Source organism: Streptomyces sp. A01, from assembly GCF_059026195.1.
Genome location: NZ_JBWLKN010000003.1, coordinates 309,604 through 323,815 on the forward strand (window position 1 = coordinate 309,604; position 14,212 = coordinate 323,815).

The following is a 14,212-nucleotide window of genomic DNA, read 5'->3' on the forward strand; positions in this document are numbered from 1 at the left end:
CCACCTCTGGTGCCGGGCAGTCCGGGATCTGGATGTCTGGAGCCACAGATGACACTCGCCCCCACCCCCCGCTCCGCCCGTACGAGAACGGCCCTGCGGGCCACGGCCGCCGGTACGGTGTCGGCCGCCGTGCTCGCGAGCGCGGCCCTGGCCGCCGCCCCCGCGGTGAGCGCCGCCCCCACCGACCAGGCCGCCACGAGCGCGGCAGCGACGGGCGGTTCCACCGTCAGGTTCGTCGACATCTCCGGCGACGGCGGCACCAAGCTCGCCGCGAACGTGGTCACACCTGCTGCGGCCGCCACCGACAGCTCGCGGCGGTTCCCCGTGATCGTCCTGCCGACGAGCTGGGCCATGCCGCAGATCGAGTACGTCGCACAGGCGAAGAAGCTCGCCGACGCCGGTTACGTCGTGGTCAGTTACAACTCCCGGGGCTTTTGGCAGTCGGGTGGCGAGATAGAGACCGCGGGCCCCGAGGACATAGCCGACGCGTCCAAGGTCATCGACTGGGCCCTGGCCAACACCCCGGCCGACCCCGACAAGGTCGGCATGGCCGGAGTCTCCTACGGCGCCGGGATCAGCCTGCTGGCCTCCGCCTTCGACAAGCGGATCAAGGCCGTCGCCGCCCTCAGCGGCTGGGCCGACCTGATCGACTCCATCTACAGCGGCCGCACCCAGCACCAGCAGGCCGGTCTTATGCTCGGCGGGGCGGGCGCGCTCACCGGCCGCCCCAGCCCCGAGCTCAAGGGCATCCTCAAGGACTTCCTCGGCTCGAACCTGGACAAGGAAGACGAGATGCTCGCGTGGGGAAAGAAGCGCTCCCCCGCCACCTACCTCGACAAGATCAACGCCAATGGCGCCGCCATCATGATGGGCAACGCCTGGGGCGACAGCCTCTTCCCGCCCAACCAGTACGCCGACTTCTACGAGAAGCTGACCGGCCCCAAGCGCCTGGAGTTCCGCCCCGGCGACCACGCCACCGCCGAGGGCCTGGGCCTGCTGGGACTGCCGAACGACACCTGGACCAGCACCCACCGCTGGTTCGACCACTACCTCAAGGGCGCGGACAACGGCGTGGACCGGGAGCGGCCCGTACAGCTCAAGTCCCGTTCGACGGGCGCGTACGAGGGCTACAAGAGCTGGAAGGCCGTGCCGGGCGACCACCGCAGGATCGCGCTGAACGGCACCAAGAAGATCAGCGCGAATGTCGACTCCGGCGCCAACGGCGGGCTGATCTTCCTCTCCAGCATGCTCGACCAGTTCCTCAAGCTGCCGCCGACCGCGTCGATCCCGCTGCTGCCCCGCTCCTTCGCCGCCGTCTGGGAGAGCGAGCGGTACGCCAAGCCGCAGCGGGTACGCGGCACGACCACCCTCCACACGACGGTGACCAGCACCAAGTCCAGCGGCACGGCGATCGCCTACCTCTACGACGTCGGCCCGCTCGGCCACGGCAAGCTCGTCACCCACGCACCGGTCACCTTCCACGACAAGACACCGGGCACGCCGTTCGGTGTCGACCTGGAGCTGTTCTCCACGGCGTACGACGTCCCGGCCGGACACAAGCTCGCCGTGGTCGTGGACACCGTGGACCCGCTCTACATCGAGCACAACCCGAGCGGCGCCAAGCTGACGTTCTCCTCTCCGGCGGAGGACCCGTCCTACCTGTCGGTACCGGTCCGCGCGGCGGACTGAGCCCCGCCGGGACGAGCCCGCGGGCCACGGCGTCACCGTGGCCCGCGGGTCGCTCCGGCCGGCATCGGCCGGCCCCGGCCGCCGGAATCAGCGCATGCCGACGGGCAGCGCTGGACACTTACCGGCAGGGCGCAGGCGCATGGCACTGCGGATCACGCCGGGGTCTCCTCGCCGCCACCGTCGCGGATCACGCGGGCATAGCCGGTCGCCACCCGCCGGACCAGATCGTGTCCGGGATGACGACCAGCGTGCCGCAGACACCAGTCCTGAGCGTCCTCCTGGCGTTCCTGGCCACCGGACTCGCGGCGGCAGCCGACCGTCATGCAGAACGCTTCGAACGTCACACCGGACTCCGGGGCTTGGCGAATGGTGTGCTGGATAAAACGCACGACGCTACGGCTCATCCGAGCGCCCCCGCTGGAAACCTCGGGCTGCTGGCATCGGGCTGCGCCGTCTCCGGCATCGGCAACCGGCCGCCCCGGCTCTCGGCGACCCGCAAGGCGTCAGCCAGCGATTCCGACAATCGCGCGCATACGTACCGCAGTACGTCGGCCGACGTCTTCGTGTCGGCCAGCGCGTCACGGGCGTGGCCCAGCATCTCCACACCCATGGCGAGCTGTACGGCTTCCGCGTCATGGCTTGCGGGGTCCCTGCTCAACAGCGCGTGCAGCTTTGCGTCCGGCGGGTTCGGGGCGGCTGTGTCCGTCATAGCTTCACCTCGTCGGGAGGGTCGGTCTGTTCTGTGGGTCGGCACTCGCCCCACGTACGAACCATCGGCCCCCAACCGGGTCATTCCGACCCCGAACGGCAGACGTCCCGGCCATCTGGCGCTACGGTGCGAGAAAGCCCAGATGTCGGTGGGGGATACCTTGAATCAGGTCCTACGCGGTGCTATGGCCGACAAGAAGTTGTCAGCTCGCCAACTGGCCATCAGGGTGGGGGTGACAACGAAGACGGTGGAACGATGGATCGCAGACGCGGGCCTCGTCCCGCATGCGCGCAACTGCGAAGATGCCAGCCGGGTGCTAGGGGTTGAGCAAGAGATGTTGTGGCCCGACGCCGTGCGGAGTGCCGTGAAAACCGGCCCCGACCGCGAGATTGTCTCGGTGTACCCGTACCGGTCGGCGTGCCCGTCCACTGTGTGGGCACGGCTCATCGACCAAGCCAAGCGGGACCTGCTGTTCGCCGGATACACCAACTACTTTCTGTGGTCGCAACAGCCGCAGTTCCACAGGACCTTGCGCGAGAAGGCCAGCGCCGGGTGCCAGGCCAGATTCCTCATGGGCTCGCCCGGCAGCGAGATCACGCGGCAGAGGGAAGAGATCGAAAGCACGGCATTGACGGTGTCCACGCGTATCCGGATCACGCTCTCCGAGCTGGAGAAGCTGGACGACGGAACTGCTGAGGCACGGTTCAGCGACGACACCGATGCCGCGAACCACGTGGGGCTTTCCGTGTTCCGCTTCGACGATGACGCCCTGGTGACTCCCCACCTCGCGCGAGGGGTCGGTCATGACTCCCCCATGATGCATCTGCGGCGGCACCAGAGCGGGGGAATGTTCGATCGCTTCTGCGAGCACGCCGAGGAGCTGTGGGACAGGGGCAGGGCCGCGGAATAGCTGGCCGCCCCCACCGAAGGACCCTGCTCCGGGCGCGAACTCGCGCAGCGCGCCGCTGCCGCGGTTGCCGCGCGAGCCATCTTCACATCGGTCAGTTCCGGCCGCTTCTCCCTCCGCCGGGCTCAGCCGTTCCCCTCGCGACGGGAATCGCGCAGGAGGCGCACCGGTGTCACCTCCTGCGTGTGGAGGACCGCGTCGAACCAGTCGGTGAGGGAGCCGCCGGACATGTGGTGGTCGGCGTCGGCGTCGGGGTCGTAGACAGGGCCGATCAGTCGCGTCCTGGTGGGGCTGCCGAGCCAGGTCCGTACGGAGTCCGGTGCGTCGGCGTGCAGGTCCAGCAGGTAGGCGTCCAGGCCGGCGCCTCCCAGCGTCGCGTCGGCGAAATCCGTCGGCGGGGCGGGGAGGGGGTAGGGGGCCGTGCCGTGGTGGAACGTCAGGCCGATGGACACATAGTCGGCGCCGAAGTATTCGCGGAGGTAGCTGCCCGCGTTCCGGTGGGTCTGCGGCGGGGAGGAAGGGGAAACGGTCCGTGTGTCGCCGTTGGCGGTGTGGGCGATGCCGCCCCAGTAGACGATCTTGTCCGCTGTGTCCTCGTACCACCCGATCGTGTTCTCGGCCAGGCCCAGCTCGATGGCGGCCAGGCCGTTGAGCTGTTCGGCCCGTGTCCGGGGACGACGGCCGGTGCCGGTGCCGGTGCCGGCGAACCTGACCGGGTCGTCCGGATGGTCGAGATTGTAGGAGCGCATCCACTGGACGATGTCGAGGATCTCCTCGGTCTGCCAGAACGACCGCGCGTCGGCCAGCATGTCCCGTGGGTCGCCCGTCCCGGCCCTGATGTACTCGGCGAGTCCGACCTTTGACGCGTCGTCTCCTTCCAACGCGAGTGAGCGGAACCCCAGTTCCTCGACCAGCAGCCGGACGACCCGGTGCGCGACGGCGGACAGCTCGTGAGCCTTGCGGCTCGACGCGCCGACAGCCACGACCTTGGCGTCGCCCACGATGCCGGCCAGCGGCTGGAGGTCGGTCAGCGGAGCCCGGAGGTCGAGTGTGGGCAGACTGTGGGCGCGCGCCCTGATCCACTGGGTTGTCTCGGCGTTGGTCATGGCTGAGCCTCTCCCGTACGCATGAGCGGTTCCGGGACGCCGCCCGGCTCGGCCAGCGGCTCAGGAGCAGCCGCCGTACGCACAGACTCAGAGATGAACCAGGGTTGAGGTCAAGCGGCCGTCACCGCGCGGGGTCGTCCCTTGGTGATCCTCGCGCGCTACGGGTGAAGCACGCGCTCGCCCGCCATCGGCGCACGCCACGCCCGTCCGGGGCCCGGCCGACGCGTATCGCCCCCGGCGCGGCGGACACTCGGCCCGGCCGGAACTCCTCAGCGTGGCGGTACCCCGTGCTCGCCCGGGAGGAGGGTGCCGGGCTCGGCCGGGCCGACCTCCGCGGCCTTGGTCTTCGGGCTGCGGCGCTGGCGCTTGGAGACCCAGTTGGCGAACCACGACAGCAGCATGCACATGCCGATGTAGATGGGCGAGATGACCAGCACCACGGGGATGAACGGCAGGTCGTAGTCGAGGTTCCCTGCGATGAGTTTGCCCGCGTGCAGGAACTCCTCATAGGTGATCAGGAAGCCGAGTGAGGTGTCCTTCAGGGCGACGACCAACTGGCTGATGATGGTCGGCAGCATCGCGCGCAGGCCCTGGGGGACCAGGACGTACGTCATGACCTGCGTCTTGCGCATGCCGAGCGAGTACGCCGCCTCGCGCTGGCCCCGGTCCACGGAGTTGACGCCCGCGCGGAAGATCTCGGCGAGCACCGAGCCGTTGTACAGCGTCAGCCCGGTGACCAGCGCGGGCAGTGCCTGGACCTTCAGCGCGACGAAGACGAAGAAGATCATGACCAGGACGGGCATCGCACGGAAGAACTCCACCAGCAAGGTGGCGAGCCAGCGCACCAGGCGGTGGTCGGAGAGCCGCCCGGCGGCGAGCACCGCGCCGAGGGCGAGGGAGAGGACCGCGGCATAGGCGAATGCCTTGAGTGTGTTGCCGAGGCCGCGCAGCAGCAGTTCCTGGATGCCCTTGTACTGGAAGGGCCGCCACTTCTCGGCCTCGAACTGGCCGGTGTCGATCAGGAGGTAGACGAACCATCCGACCAGGGCGGCGAGCACGGCCGTCGAGACGAGGCCGTAGAGGAGGTGCCGTCGGCGGGTCTTCGGGCCGGGGATGTCGTAGAGGGCGGTATCGGTCATCGCGGGACTCCACAGCGCGTCTCCAGCACGTTGAACAGCGCGCTGATGGTCAGGGTCACGATCAGGTAGCCGACGGCGATCCAGACGAAGGACCAGATGATGCTGTAGCCCAGCTCGTTGAGGTTCTTGTAGGTGCCGAGCAGCTCGGTGACGCTGAACGATCCGGCGATGGCGGAGTTCTTGGCCAGCGCGATCAGGGTGGAGCCGACCGGTGGGATCACGGAGCGGAACGCCTGCGGCATGACGACGGTGCCGAGCGTCTGCCCGAAGGACATGCCCAGGCTGCGTGCCGCCTCGCCCTGGCCGACGGGCACGGTGTTGATGCCCGAGCGCACCGCCTCGCAGATGAACGCCGAGGTGTAGCAGCCCAGCGCGAGGACGGCGAAGGTCGTGAACGGCAGAACGAGGCCGAAGCGGGGCAGCCCGAGCAGCACGGCGAAGAAGAGCAGGGTCAGCGGGGTGTTGCGCAGGACGGTCACCCATACGGTGCCGAAGACCCGCAGCGAGCCGACCGGGGCGACCCGGAACCCGGCCATGAGGACGCCGAGCGCGAGGGCGAGCAGCGAGGCGTAGACCGTCAGCTCCACGGTGCCGAGCAGGCCCTTGCCGTAGAGGGAGAAGTTGTCGGTGAGGACGTTCATGCGCGCGTACCTCTCCTCAGCTCGCCGGGTAGCGGTCGACGGCGGGTTTCCTGGGGGCGGGCACGCCGGACAGGCCGAGGGTCGCGTCGTACGCCTTCTGCCAGTCGCCGTTCTTCTGGTGCGCCGTGATGGCGTCGTCGAGGGCGAACCGCAGCGCGTTGTCCTTCTTGGGGACGCCGATGCCGTACGGCTCCTCGGAGAACGGCTTGCCCACGATCTTGAGTTCGTCGGGGACCTTGGCCGCGTAGCCCTGGAGGATCGCGTCGTCGGTGGTGACCGCGTCGACCTGGAAGGTGAGCAGGTTGTCCACACAGATCGAGTACGTGTCGTAGGCGACGGGCTCGGCCTTCGGGTAGTCGGACTGGATGCGTTGCAGCGGTGTGGAACCGGCGGCCGAGCAGACCTTCTTGCCGGCCAGGTCGCCGGGGCCGTGGATGTCGTCCTGGTCGTCGCGGACCAGCAGCGACTGCCCGGCCTCGTAATAGGGCCCGGCGAAGCCGACCTGCCGCTTGCGCAGGTCGTTGATGGTGTACGTGCCGACGTAGTAGTCGATCTGCCCGTTCTGCAGGGCCGTCTCGCGGTTGGCGGAGGCGATCGTCCTGAACGTGATGCGCTTCGGGTCGAAGCCGAGGGAGGCGGCCATCATCTTCGCGATCTCGATGTCGAAGCCGGTGTAGCGGCCGGTGGCCGGGTCCTTCTCCCCCATGTACGGCTGGTCTTCCTTGGCCCCGACGACGAGGCGGCCGCGCCGCTTGGCCTTGCGCCAGGTGGCGGAGTCGGTGAGGCCCGGGTCTTTCGCTACCCGGTAGCGGGGCAGTTCGCCGGGCTGCGGGCCCTTGACCGGCGGGCTGCCCTCCTTGCCGCAGGCGGCGGTGGTCAGGGCGAGGGCGGTGAGCGCGAGGGCGGCGATGGCGCGCCGCGCGCGGGCGCGCGCGCGTGAGCCGGCGCTCCGGTCCGTACCGGCGCGCGTACGGGGGCAGGGGGGTGGGGTGAGAGTCCGCATGTCCGTGCTGGCCCCGCTCAGTGCTTGAGGATCTTGGACAGGAAGTCCTTGGCACGGTCGCTCTCGGGCGCGTTGAAGAACTCCTCCGGGGTGCGGTCCTCGACGATGGCGCCGTCGGCCATGAAGACCACCCGGTTGGCGGCGGACCGCGCGAAGCCCATCTCATGGGTGACGACGACCATCGTCATGCCGTCGCGGGCGAGCTGGCGCATCACCTCAAGCACCTCGTTGATCATCTCGGGGTCGAGTGCGGAGGTGGGCTCGTCGAAGAGGAGTGCCTGGGGGTCCATGGCGAGCGCGCGGGCGATGGCGACGCGCTGCTGCTGGCCGCCGGAGAGCTGGGTGGGGAACTTGTCGGCCTGCGAGGCGAGGCCGACCCGGTCGAGCAGTTCCCGGGAGCGCTTGTCGGCCTCGTCCTTCTTCCGCTTGCGTACCTTGATCTGGGCGAGCGACACGTTGGCGAGCACGGTCTTGTGCGCGAAGAGGTTGAAGGACTGGAAGACCATGCCGACCTCGGCGCGGAGCCCGGCGAGCGCCCGGCCCTCGGCGGGCAGCGGCTGACCGTTGAGGGTGATCGTGCCGGACTCGACGGGCTCCAGCCGGTTGATCGTCCGGCACAGCGTCGACTTGCCGGAGCCTGAGGGGCCGATGACCACCACGACCTCCCCCCGGCCAACGGTGAGATCGATGTCCCGCAGGACGTGCAGTTTCCCGTAGTACTTGTTGACGTCGCGCAGTTCGATCAACGGATCGACGGCCATATGCAGCCCTCCCCACTCTCAGCCGTGTCGCGGTCAACGCAACCTATCCACCCCCATAGGGGACTTCATGGGCGACACGCACCTAGAGGGCATTTAGGCCATTTGACCTAGGTACGCAGAATGGGCCTGGGTACCTAGCCTGAGGGCGAGTTGTGGGAACGAGCCCGGGCGGTGGTACACCCGGGTGGCAGAAAGGAGCCCGCAATGGGCGAGAGCAGGCCCGTCTACCAGCGCATCGCCGACGACCTGCGGCACCGGATCGACACCGGCGGCCTTCCTGTCGGCGCGCGCATCCCCTCCCGCTCCGAGCTGAAACGCGACTACGCGGCCAGCGACCAGACGGTGGACCGCGCCGTACGGGTGCTCAAGGCCGCCGGATACGCGGAAGGCCAGTTCGGCCGTGGTGTGTACGTCGCCGACCGTGCCCCGCTCGGCTCCCTGCTGCGCTCCACCGGCGCCGTCGACTCCCCGCTGGCGGCCCGGCTCTCCTCCGTCGGCGACACGGCGGTGAGCTGGGAAGCCTCCTCGACCGTCAGCACGGTGCCGCCGAACATCGCCGGGCGGCTCGGCGTGCCGGACGAGACCCGCGCGCTGTGCACCCGCTATGAGTACCTGGCGAACCGGCAGCCGCTGCAACTCGCCGTCAGCTGGGAACCGCTGGCCATCACCGAGGGCACGGACGTCGTCTACCCCGAGCGCGGCCCGTACGCCAAACGAGGGGTACGCGGCAGGCTCGCCGCGATCGGCATCCAGGTCGTCCGTGCGGAGGAACTGGTCGGCTCGCGGCCCGCCACCTCACCCGAGGCGGAGACGCTGGGCTGTACGGCGGGCCAGTGCGTGACCGTCGTGGAACGCACCCATTTCGACGCCGAGGACCGGCCGGTGGAGACGTCCGACATCGTGGTACGCGCCGACCGCTGGAGACTCGCCTACCGCATCGCCTTCACGAGCTGACGCGGCAGGCTCGTGACCCGCGCGCGGCCGGAGACACCACAGGAACACAGGGCGCCGCCCCGCCGGGTGGGGCGGGGCGGCACCGGGCTCAGCCCAGTTCAGCTCGGTCCAGTCCGGTCAGTCCGGTTCAGTTCAGTTTCATGGGTTGGCCGGCTGGTCGTTGATGTGCGTCCAGAACCTGGCCCCCGCGGGCACGTCCCCGTAGGCCCAGTAGCTCCACCCGCCCGACGCCTCCAAGTCGGGGCCGTGCCTGCCGTCATGGAACTCGGCCATGCGCCAGCCCTGGCCGAAGGTGTTCGCGCAGACGCCGTCCGCGACGGCGAGGCTGGTCAGGCGCGCGCCCCGGACCGGGTTGCTCGCCGCTACGGTGCCGCGCGCCCAGCCCGCGTAGAAGTCGGGGGTGATGCCCGCGGGGACGGGGCTGCCGTCCACCGTCATACACAGCACGGGCAGCGACTGGGTCGTCGGGGTGTCCCCCGTGTACGGGTCGCTCAGCGGTCCGCCACCCACCCGGACGGTACCGCTCGGGCCGTCCGCGAGAAACGTCCAGGTCATGGCCTTCCCGTTCGCCGTGGACTCGGCCGCCGCAGGGCTCGTGGTCCCCGCGGTCACCGCCAGCACGGCCGCACCGCAAGCCAGACCCATCCTGATCGAACGCAAGGTTTCTCCTCACCGAGGTGCCAAGAACCGCATGGTGCGTCGGTCGGGGATTCTTCACGTTCGTCACACTTCCCCCAAGAGCGAGAACCGGTCAGACCGCGCGGACGCGGTGGCGCGGGCGGGAGTCCGCCGCGCGGGACGGGACGTCCGGTGACCGCCGCTGGGCCGTGTCCGGCGGACCGTGCGGAGGGGAGCGGGGGGAGTCGCTGTCTGTGCGTCGCCGAGTGCGGGAGTGCCGTGGCTGGTCGCGCGGTTCCCCGCGCCCCTGGCCGGGCGCACACCCCTGCGCTGTGCCAGGGGCTGCTTCCCCTGGGCCTGATGGCCGGGGAGGCCCCCCGCGCGCAGCCCTGTGCCGGGTACGCGTGGTCCGCCGGACACCCGCTAGGACTCCGCGACCTCCGCGTACAGCTGCGACAGCTCGGGGGCTCCCTCGGCCGCCCAGGTCTGACCGGCCTCCACCACGTCGATCTCGCGGCCGGTGGCGAGCACCAGCACCGGGGTGCTGTCGGGCGACAGCCGCCACGCGGCGCCGGGCACGTTCCGCACGATGACCGTCCCCAGATACAGCCCGGCGTCGTTGCCGAGCCAGGGCAACTCCTCTGGGTCATCCCGCCAGCCGGGCAGCAGTTGGTCCAGCGCTTCCAGGGACGAGGCCGAGTCGTCCAGTTCCACACCCGCCGACTCGGCGCGTGTACGCAGCAGTTCACACTCCGCAAGCAGCTCCGTCATGCTCTCCTGGGCCTCCCCGTCGAGCGGTGGTCTGCGTCCGCTCGTCGCGCTGTGCCGCTTGCGCCAATAGTCCAAGAAGGAGATGTTCATACCGCTCAGCGTCGCACCCAGCCCGGGTGGCCCACCACAGGCGCGCGGCGAGGCTCTTGCGCGCATTGTCGTTTCAACGCCACCTGCCCGCCTTCGCGGCTTCATCCCGCACCTGTCGGATCGCCAGTTGGTTACGAGAGGGGACGTACATGACCAGTGACAGACGCCCGCACGGTGGTCGGCGGCGGTGGACCCCCACCGTCACGACCGCGGCGAGCGGTACCGCTCTGGCCCTCGCCCTCACCACCACGCCCGCGCTCAGCGCCCAACCGGCCCCGAGGGACCGTCCGGTCAGCGGCAGTACGGTCAGCGGTGGCGCGGCCACCAGCCGCCCGGCCACCGACCGCGGGGCGGCTGAGCGCGCGGCCCCCGAGCGCCCGGCCGCGCGGAATCCGCTCCCCTTGGAACGGCTTTTCGACAACGCGGGCATCAGCGACGACGCCCGCCCCGGCGCGGCCGACCTCGACGGGGCGGGCAACTCGCTCTCCGCTCAGGACCTGGCGGCGGCGGGCTGGTCTCCCGGCCGCACCCTGTCCATCGACGCGGCCACGCTGCGCTGGCCGCGCACCGCCCCCGGCGCACCCGACAATGTTCGGGCCAACGGCCAGCGGGTGGCGCTCCGAGGGCGCGGCGACGCCCTCACCTTCCTGGTCACCGGCAGCTCCCCGACCGGTGCGGGTGGCGGCGCCGCGGGTACCGGGACCGTCCGCTACAAGGACGGGTCGCGCGGCGGTTACCGGCTCACCGCGCCGGACTGGCGCGGCGGCCCGCTCTCCACCAAGGCCGTGGCACTGCCCCACCTCAACTCGCCCTCGGGCCAGAGCGCCCACAAGACACGGCTGTACGCGGTGACGGTTCCGGTGGCGCGGGGGAAGGCCATCGCGTCGCTGGAGCTGCCGAAGGACCCGGGCGCCCACGCCGACCTCCACGTCTTCGCCGTGACGGTGCGACAGCCCGCGCGCGGCTGGAGCGGCAGCTGGTCGGCGAGCACGTCCGGCTACCCCTCGATCGGGCCGTGGAGCGACCAGACGCTGCGGCTGGTGGTCCGCACCAGCGTGGGCGGGCCCAGGGCCCGTATCCGGCTGGCGAACACGTTCGCCGCGGCCCCGGTGACCATCGGGCACGCCACGGTCGCCGTGCGCGGCAAGGGAGCGGCGGCGAGCGGCGACCCCGTGCCGCTGACGTTCGGCGGGCGGGCAGGGACGCGCGTGCCCGCGGGCACGCAGGCGCTCAGCGACCCGGTGAACTTCACCGTCCCGCAGGGCGCCGACCTGCTCGTGAGCCTGCATCTGCCGGGCAGGGTCAGCGCGGCCCCCGTCCACACCCAGGCCACCCAGCGGTCGTATCTGAGCGCTGCGGGAAGCGGCGACCTGACCGCGGAGCGCGGTGGCGCCGCGTACACGGGAACGCTCACCACCTGGCCCTTCCTGACCGGGGTGGACGTCGCGGGCGGCCCCGGCTCGGTGGTGACACTGGGCGACTCCATCACCGACGGCACCAAGTCCACACCCGACGCGAACCGGCGCTGGCCCGATGTCCTGGCGCGGCGGCTGCTCGCCCGGCGGCCCGCGGGTGTGCCGCGCTACGGGGTGCTCAACCAGGGCATCTCCGCGAACCGGATCGTCACCGACCGCTACCCGGGCGACGGTGTCAGCACGGACGCCGGCGGGGTCAGCGCCCAGCACCGGCTGGACCGCGATGTCCTCGCCCAGACCGGGGCCCGCACGGTCGTGGTCTTCGAGGGCGTCAACGACGTCCGCTCGGGTACGACGGCGAAACAGGTGATCACCGGGCTGCGGGCCATCGCCGCGAGGTCCCACGCGCGCGGGCTGCGGGTGCTCGTCTCGACCATCGCGCCCTGCGAGGGGTTCTCCGACTGCTCACCGGCGGTGGAGGCCCGGCGGACGGCGGTCAACGCCTTCATCCGGGACAACGGCGGGGTCTTCGACGCGGTCCTCGACTTCGACGCCGCCGTCCGTGACCCGGCGCGGCCACAGCGCATCCTGCCCGCCTACGACAGCGGTGACCATCTGCACCCGGGCGACGCGGGCCTGCGGGCCATCGGCGACTCGATCGACCTGCGCCGACTGGTCCCCTGACGGCCGCCGGGCCCTGACCGCCGGGCCGTGTCCGGCGGATCGTGTTGGGGGGAGCCCCTGTCCGTGCGTCGCGGAGTGCGGGTGCGTCGCGGCTGGTCGCGCGGTTCCCCGCGCCCCTGACAGGGCATGCCCCGCGCTGTGCCAGGGCTGCTCGCCCAGGCCTGACAGCCTGCCCGCTCCCGGGCTCCCGGAGCGGGCAAGCCGGGCCGGGCTGCCGCGACGTGCTAGACGTCGAGGTCGACCACGACCGGCGCGTGGTCCGAGGCGCCCTTGCCCTTGCGCGCCTCGCGGTCCACATAGGCGTCACTGGCGGCCTTCGCGAACGGGGCGTTGCCGTAGACCAGGTCGATCCGCATGCCCTTGTTCTTCGGGAAGCAGAGCTGGCGGTAGTCCCAGTAGGTGTAGGGGTGGTCGTACTTCAGCGGGCGGGGCACCACGTCGGCCAGCCCCACCTCGCGCAGCGCGGCCAGCGCCGCCCGCTCGGCGGGGGTGACATGCGTCGCCCCCTCGAACATCGAGGGGTCCCAGACGTCCTCGTCGGTCGGGGCGACGTTGAAGTCCCCGAGCACGGCGAACGGGCGCTGCCCCGCGGCGTCCTCCGCGACGGCCGCGCCGAGGGCCTCGAACCAGCGCAGCTTGTACGCGTAGTGACCGTGCTCGATGTCGCGGCCATTGGGCACGTAGACCGACCAGAGGCGCACGGGGCCGCAGGTGCCGGCGACGGCCCTGGGCTCCTGGACGCCCTCGTAGTCGGGGCCGCCGGGCAGGCCGGTCCGCACGTCGGTCAGGCCGACGCGGGACAGCAGCGCCACCCCGTTCCACCGGCCGGTCGCGTTGACCGCGGCTTCATATCCGAGCTCACGCAGCTCGTTGTACGGGAACTGCTCGACGGAGCACTTGGTCTCCTGGATGCACAGCACATCCGTGCCGCTGCTCTCCAGCCAGGCCAGCAGCCTCGGCAGCCGGGCGGTGATCGAGTTGACGTTCCAGGTCGCGATGCGCATGTCCGTAACCTATCGCCCACCACTGACAACCACGGTCGCGGCCAGGGTCACCCGGCCAGCGCCACGCTCTCCCCCGGCTCCAGCCGGGAGTGGACGGCGCCGCCCACACCGGGCCCCTCGGAGCCCAGCATCCGGTCGTAGACGGGGCGGGCGACCCCCGTCAGCAGACCGTCGTGCACGTCGATGGCGCGGGTGGGGCGCACGGCCCGCAGATAGTCGATGACCTCGGAGACCTTGCTCCACGGCGCGTGCACCGGCAGCAGCAGGGTCTCGACGGGGCGGTCCGGGACGGTGAGCGCGTCGCCGGGGTGGAAGACCGAGCCGTCGACCACGTAGCCGACGTTGGTGATCCGCGGGATGTCCGGGTGGATCACGGCGTGCAGCTGGCCGTGCACCTCGATGGCGAAGCCCGCCGCGCTGAACGCGTCCCCCTCGCCGACGGTGTGTACGCGGCCGGGGAAGGCGGCCGAGATCTGGTCGGCGACGCTGCGTAGGGTCCACACCTCGGCGGCCGGGTTGGCCTCAAGCGCGGTGCGCAGCCGACCCTCGTCGAAGTGGTCGGGGTGCTCGTGGGTGATGAGGATCGCGTCAGCGCCGAGCGCCGCGTCCTCCTCGCTGAAGGCACCGGGGTCGACGACGAGCCGCCGCCCGTCCTTCTCCAGCCGCACGCAGGCGTGACCCTTCTTGGTGAGCCGCATGACACACCGCTCCTCTCCCTGAG

At 70.8% G+C, this 14,212-nt stretch carries 15 protein-coding genes; 4 read left to right on the forward strand and 11 right to left on the reverse strand.

Going from position 1 to position 14,212, the window contains the following annotated elements:
• The first annotated feature begins 48 nt into the window (after positions 1–48).
• Positions 49–1,689 (forward strand): alpha/beta fold hydrolase, encoded by a 1,641-nt coding sequence (locus AC5P1B_RS05670; protein ID WP_493885230.1) that lies wholly within the window; start codon positions 49–51, stop codon positions 1,687–1,689.
• 152 nt (positions 1,690–1,841) lie between these two features.
• On the opposite strand, the gene AC5P1B_RS05675 is transcribed toward AC5P1B_RS05670, so the two are convergent.
• Positions 1,842–2,093, reverse strand: coding sequence for a DUF7848 domain-containing protein (locus AC5P1B_RS05675; RefSeq protein ID WP_493885232.1), 252 nt, complete (start codon positions 2,091–2,093; stop codon positions 1,842–1,844).
• A complete protein-coding gene (locus tag AC5P1B_RS05680; protein ID WP_493885234.1) occupies positions 2,090–2,398 on the reverse strand; it encodes a hypothetical protein in 309 nt (102 codons plus the stop codon). The genes AC5P1B_RS05675 and AC5P1B_RS05680 overlap by 4 nt, the downstream gene beginning before the upstream one ends.
• Positions 2,399–2,582: 184 nt before the next feature.
• On the opposite strand from AC5P1B_RS05680, the gene AC5P1B_RS05685 reads away from it, so the two are divergent.
• A complete protein-coding gene (locus AC5P1B_RS05685; protein ID WP_493885236.1) occupies positions 2,583–3,308 on the forward strand; it encodes an XRE family transcriptional regulator in 726 nt (241 codons plus the stop codon).
• A gap of 122 nt (positions 3,309–3,430) precedes the next feature.
• On the opposite strand, the gene AC5P1B_RS05690 is transcribed toward AC5P1B_RS05685, so the two are convergent.
• The 5 genes from AC5P1B_RS05690 to AC5P1B_RS05710 form a co-directional block, all read right to left on the reverse strand.
• A complete protein-coding gene (locus AC5P1B_RS05690; protein WP_493885238.1) occupies positions 3,431–4,411 on the reverse strand; it encodes an erythromycin esterase family protein in 981 nt (326 codons plus the stop codon).
• A 269-nt stretch (positions 4,412–4,680) separates the two neighbouring features.
• Positions 4,681–5,550, reverse strand: a complete 870-nt coding sequence (locus tag AC5P1B_RS05695; protein WP_493885240.1) for an amino acid ABC transporter permease — start codon at positions 5,548–5,550, stop codon at positions 4,681–4,683.
• A complete protein-coding gene (locus tag AC5P1B_RS05700; RefSeq protein ID WP_493885242.1) occupies positions 5,547–6,191 on the reverse strand; it encodes an amino acid ABC transporter permease in 645 nt (214 codons plus the stop codon). Before AC5P1B_RS05700 ends, AC5P1B_RS05695 begins: the two co-directional genes overlap by 4 nt.
• A 16-nt stretch (positions 6,192–6,207) precedes the next feature.
• A complete protein-coding gene (locus AC5P1B_RS05705) occupies positions 6,208–7,194 on the reverse strand; it encodes a glutamate ABC transporter substrate-binding protein (RefSeq protein ID WP_493885244.1) in 987 nt (328 codons plus the stop codon).
• Between the two features lie 17 nt (positions 7,195–7,211).
• A complete protein-coding gene (locus AC5P1B_RS05710) occupies positions 7,212–7,955 on the reverse strand; it encodes an amino acid ABC transporter ATP-binding protein (RefSeq protein ID WP_493885246.1) in 744 nt (247 codons plus the stop codon).
• Between the two features lie 204 nt (positions 7,956–8,159).
• Here AC5P1B_RS05710 and AC5P1B_RS05715 point away from each other — a divergent pair, with 204 nt between their 5' ends.
• Positions 8,160–8,909, forward strand: coding sequence for a GntR family transcriptional regulator (locus tag AC5P1B_RS05715; RefSeq protein ID WP_493885248.1), 750 nt, complete (start codon positions 8,160–8,162; stop codon positions 8,907–8,909).
• A gap of 138 nt (positions 8,910–9,047) precedes the next feature.
• Here AC5P1B_RS05715 and AC5P1B_RS05720 read toward each other — a convergent pair whose 3' ends face one another.
• Together AC5P1B_RS05720 and AC5P1B_RS05725 are read right to left on the reverse strand one after the other, a co-directional pair.
• Positions 9,048–9,569 carry a hypothetical protein gene (locus AC5P1B_RS05720; RefSeq protein ID WP_493885250.1) on the reverse strand — a complete coding sequence of 174 codons (522 nt, stop codon included), beginning with the start codon at positions 9,567–9,569 and terminating at the stop codon, positions 9,048–9,050.
• Positions 9,570–9,950: 381 nt separating this feature from the next.
• The gene (locus AC5P1B_RS05725; RefSeq protein WP_493885252.1) at positions 9,951–10,388 is read right to left on the reverse strand and encodes a DUF6278 family protein; all 438 of its coding nucleotides are present in this window, start codon (positions 10,386–10,388) and stop codon (positions 9,951–9,953) included.
• A gap of 149 nt (positions 10,389–10,537) precedes the next feature.
• Here AC5P1B_RS05725 and AC5P1B_RS05730 point away from each other — a divergent pair, with 149 nt between their 5' ends.
• Positions 10,538–12,487 carry an SGNH/GDSL hydrolase family protein gene (locus AC5P1B_RS05730; protein WP_493885254.1) on the forward strand — a complete coding sequence of 650 codons (1,950 nt, stop codon included), beginning with the start codon at positions 10,538–10,540 and terminating at the stop codon, positions 12,485–12,487.
• Positions 12,488–12,711: 224 nt separating this feature from the next.
• Here AC5P1B_RS05730 and AC5P1B_RS05735 read toward each other — a convergent pair whose 3' ends face one another.
• Positions 12,712–13,491: an exodeoxyribonuclease III gene (locus AC5P1B_RS05735; protein WP_493885256.1), complete on the reverse strand. Its 780-nt coding sequence runs from the start codon at positions 13,489–13,491 to the stop codon at positions 12,712–12,714.
• A 47-nt stretch (positions 13,492–13,538) separates the two neighbouring features.
• Positions 13,539–14,189 carry an MBL fold metallo-hydrolase gene (locus AC5P1B_RS05740; RefSeq protein ID WP_493885258.1) on the reverse strand — a complete coding sequence of 217 codons (651 nt, stop codon included), beginning with the start codon at positions 14,187–14,189 and terminating at the stop codon, positions 13,539–13,541.
• Between the last annotated feature and the right edge of the window lie 23 nt (positions 14,190–14,212).

Excerpts from the sequence above, each read along its gene's own strand:
- AC5P1B_RS05685 (WP_493885236.1), top strand. The coding sequence starts at position 2,583 with ATGGCCGACAAGAAGTTGTCAGCTCGCCAACTGGCCATCAGGGTGGGG.
- AC5P1B_RS05735 (WP_493885256.1), bottom strand. The coding sequence starts at position 13,491 with ATGCGCATCGCGACCTGGAACGTCAACTCGATCACCGCCCGGCTGCCG.
- AC5P1B_RS05680 (WP_493885234.1), bottom strand. The coding sequence starts at position 2,398 with ATGACGGACACAGCCGCCCCGAACCCGCCGGACGCAAAGCTGCACGCG.
- AC5P1B_RS05705 (WP_493885244.1), bottom strand. The coding sequence starts at position 7,194 with ATGCGGACTCTCACCCCACCCCCCTGCCCCCGTACGCGCGCCGGTACG.
- AC5P1B_RS05710 (WP_493885246.1), bottom strand. The coding sequence starts at position 7,955 with ATGGCCGTCGATCCGTTGATCGAACTGCGCGACGTCAACAAGTACTAC.
- AC5P1B_RS05715 (WP_493885248.1), top strand. The coding sequence starts at position 8,160 with ATGGGCGAGAGCAGGCCCGTCTACCAGCGCATCGCCGACGACCTGCGG.
- AC5P1B_RS05700 (WP_493885242.1), bottom strand. The coding sequence starts at position 6,191 with ATGAACGTCCTCACCGACAACTTCTCCCTCTACGGCAAGGGCCTGCTC.
- AC5P1B_RS05725 (WP_493885252.1), bottom strand. The coding sequence starts at position 10,388 with ATGAACATCTCCTTCTTGGACTATTGGCGCAAGCGGCACAGCGCGACG.
- AC5P1B_RS05690 (WP_493885238.1), bottom strand. The coding sequence starts at position 4,411 with ATGACCAACGCCGAGACAACCCAGTGGATCAGGGCGCGCGCCCACAGT.
- AC5P1B_RS05730 (WP_493885254.1), top strand. The coding sequence starts at position 10,538 with ATGACCAGTGACAGACGCCCGCACGGTGGTCGGCGGCGGTGGACCCCC.
- AC5P1B_RS05695 (WP_493885240.1), bottom strand. The coding sequence starts at position 5,550 with ATGACCGATACCGCCCTCTACGACATCCCCGGCCCGAAGACCCGCCGA.
- AC5P1B_RS05675 (WP_493885232.1), bottom strand. The coding sequence starts at position 2,093 with ATGAGCCGTAGCGTCGTGCGTTTTATCCAGCACACCATTCGCCAAGCC.
- AC5P1B_RS05670 (WP_493885230.1), top strand. The coding sequence starts at position 49 with ATGACACTCGCCCCCACCCCCCGCTCCGCCCGTACGAGAACGGCCCTG.
- AC5P1B_RS05740 (WP_493885258.1), bottom strand. The coding sequence starts at position 14,189 with ATGCGGCTCACCAAGAAGGGTCACGCCTGCGTGCGGCTGGAGAAGGAC.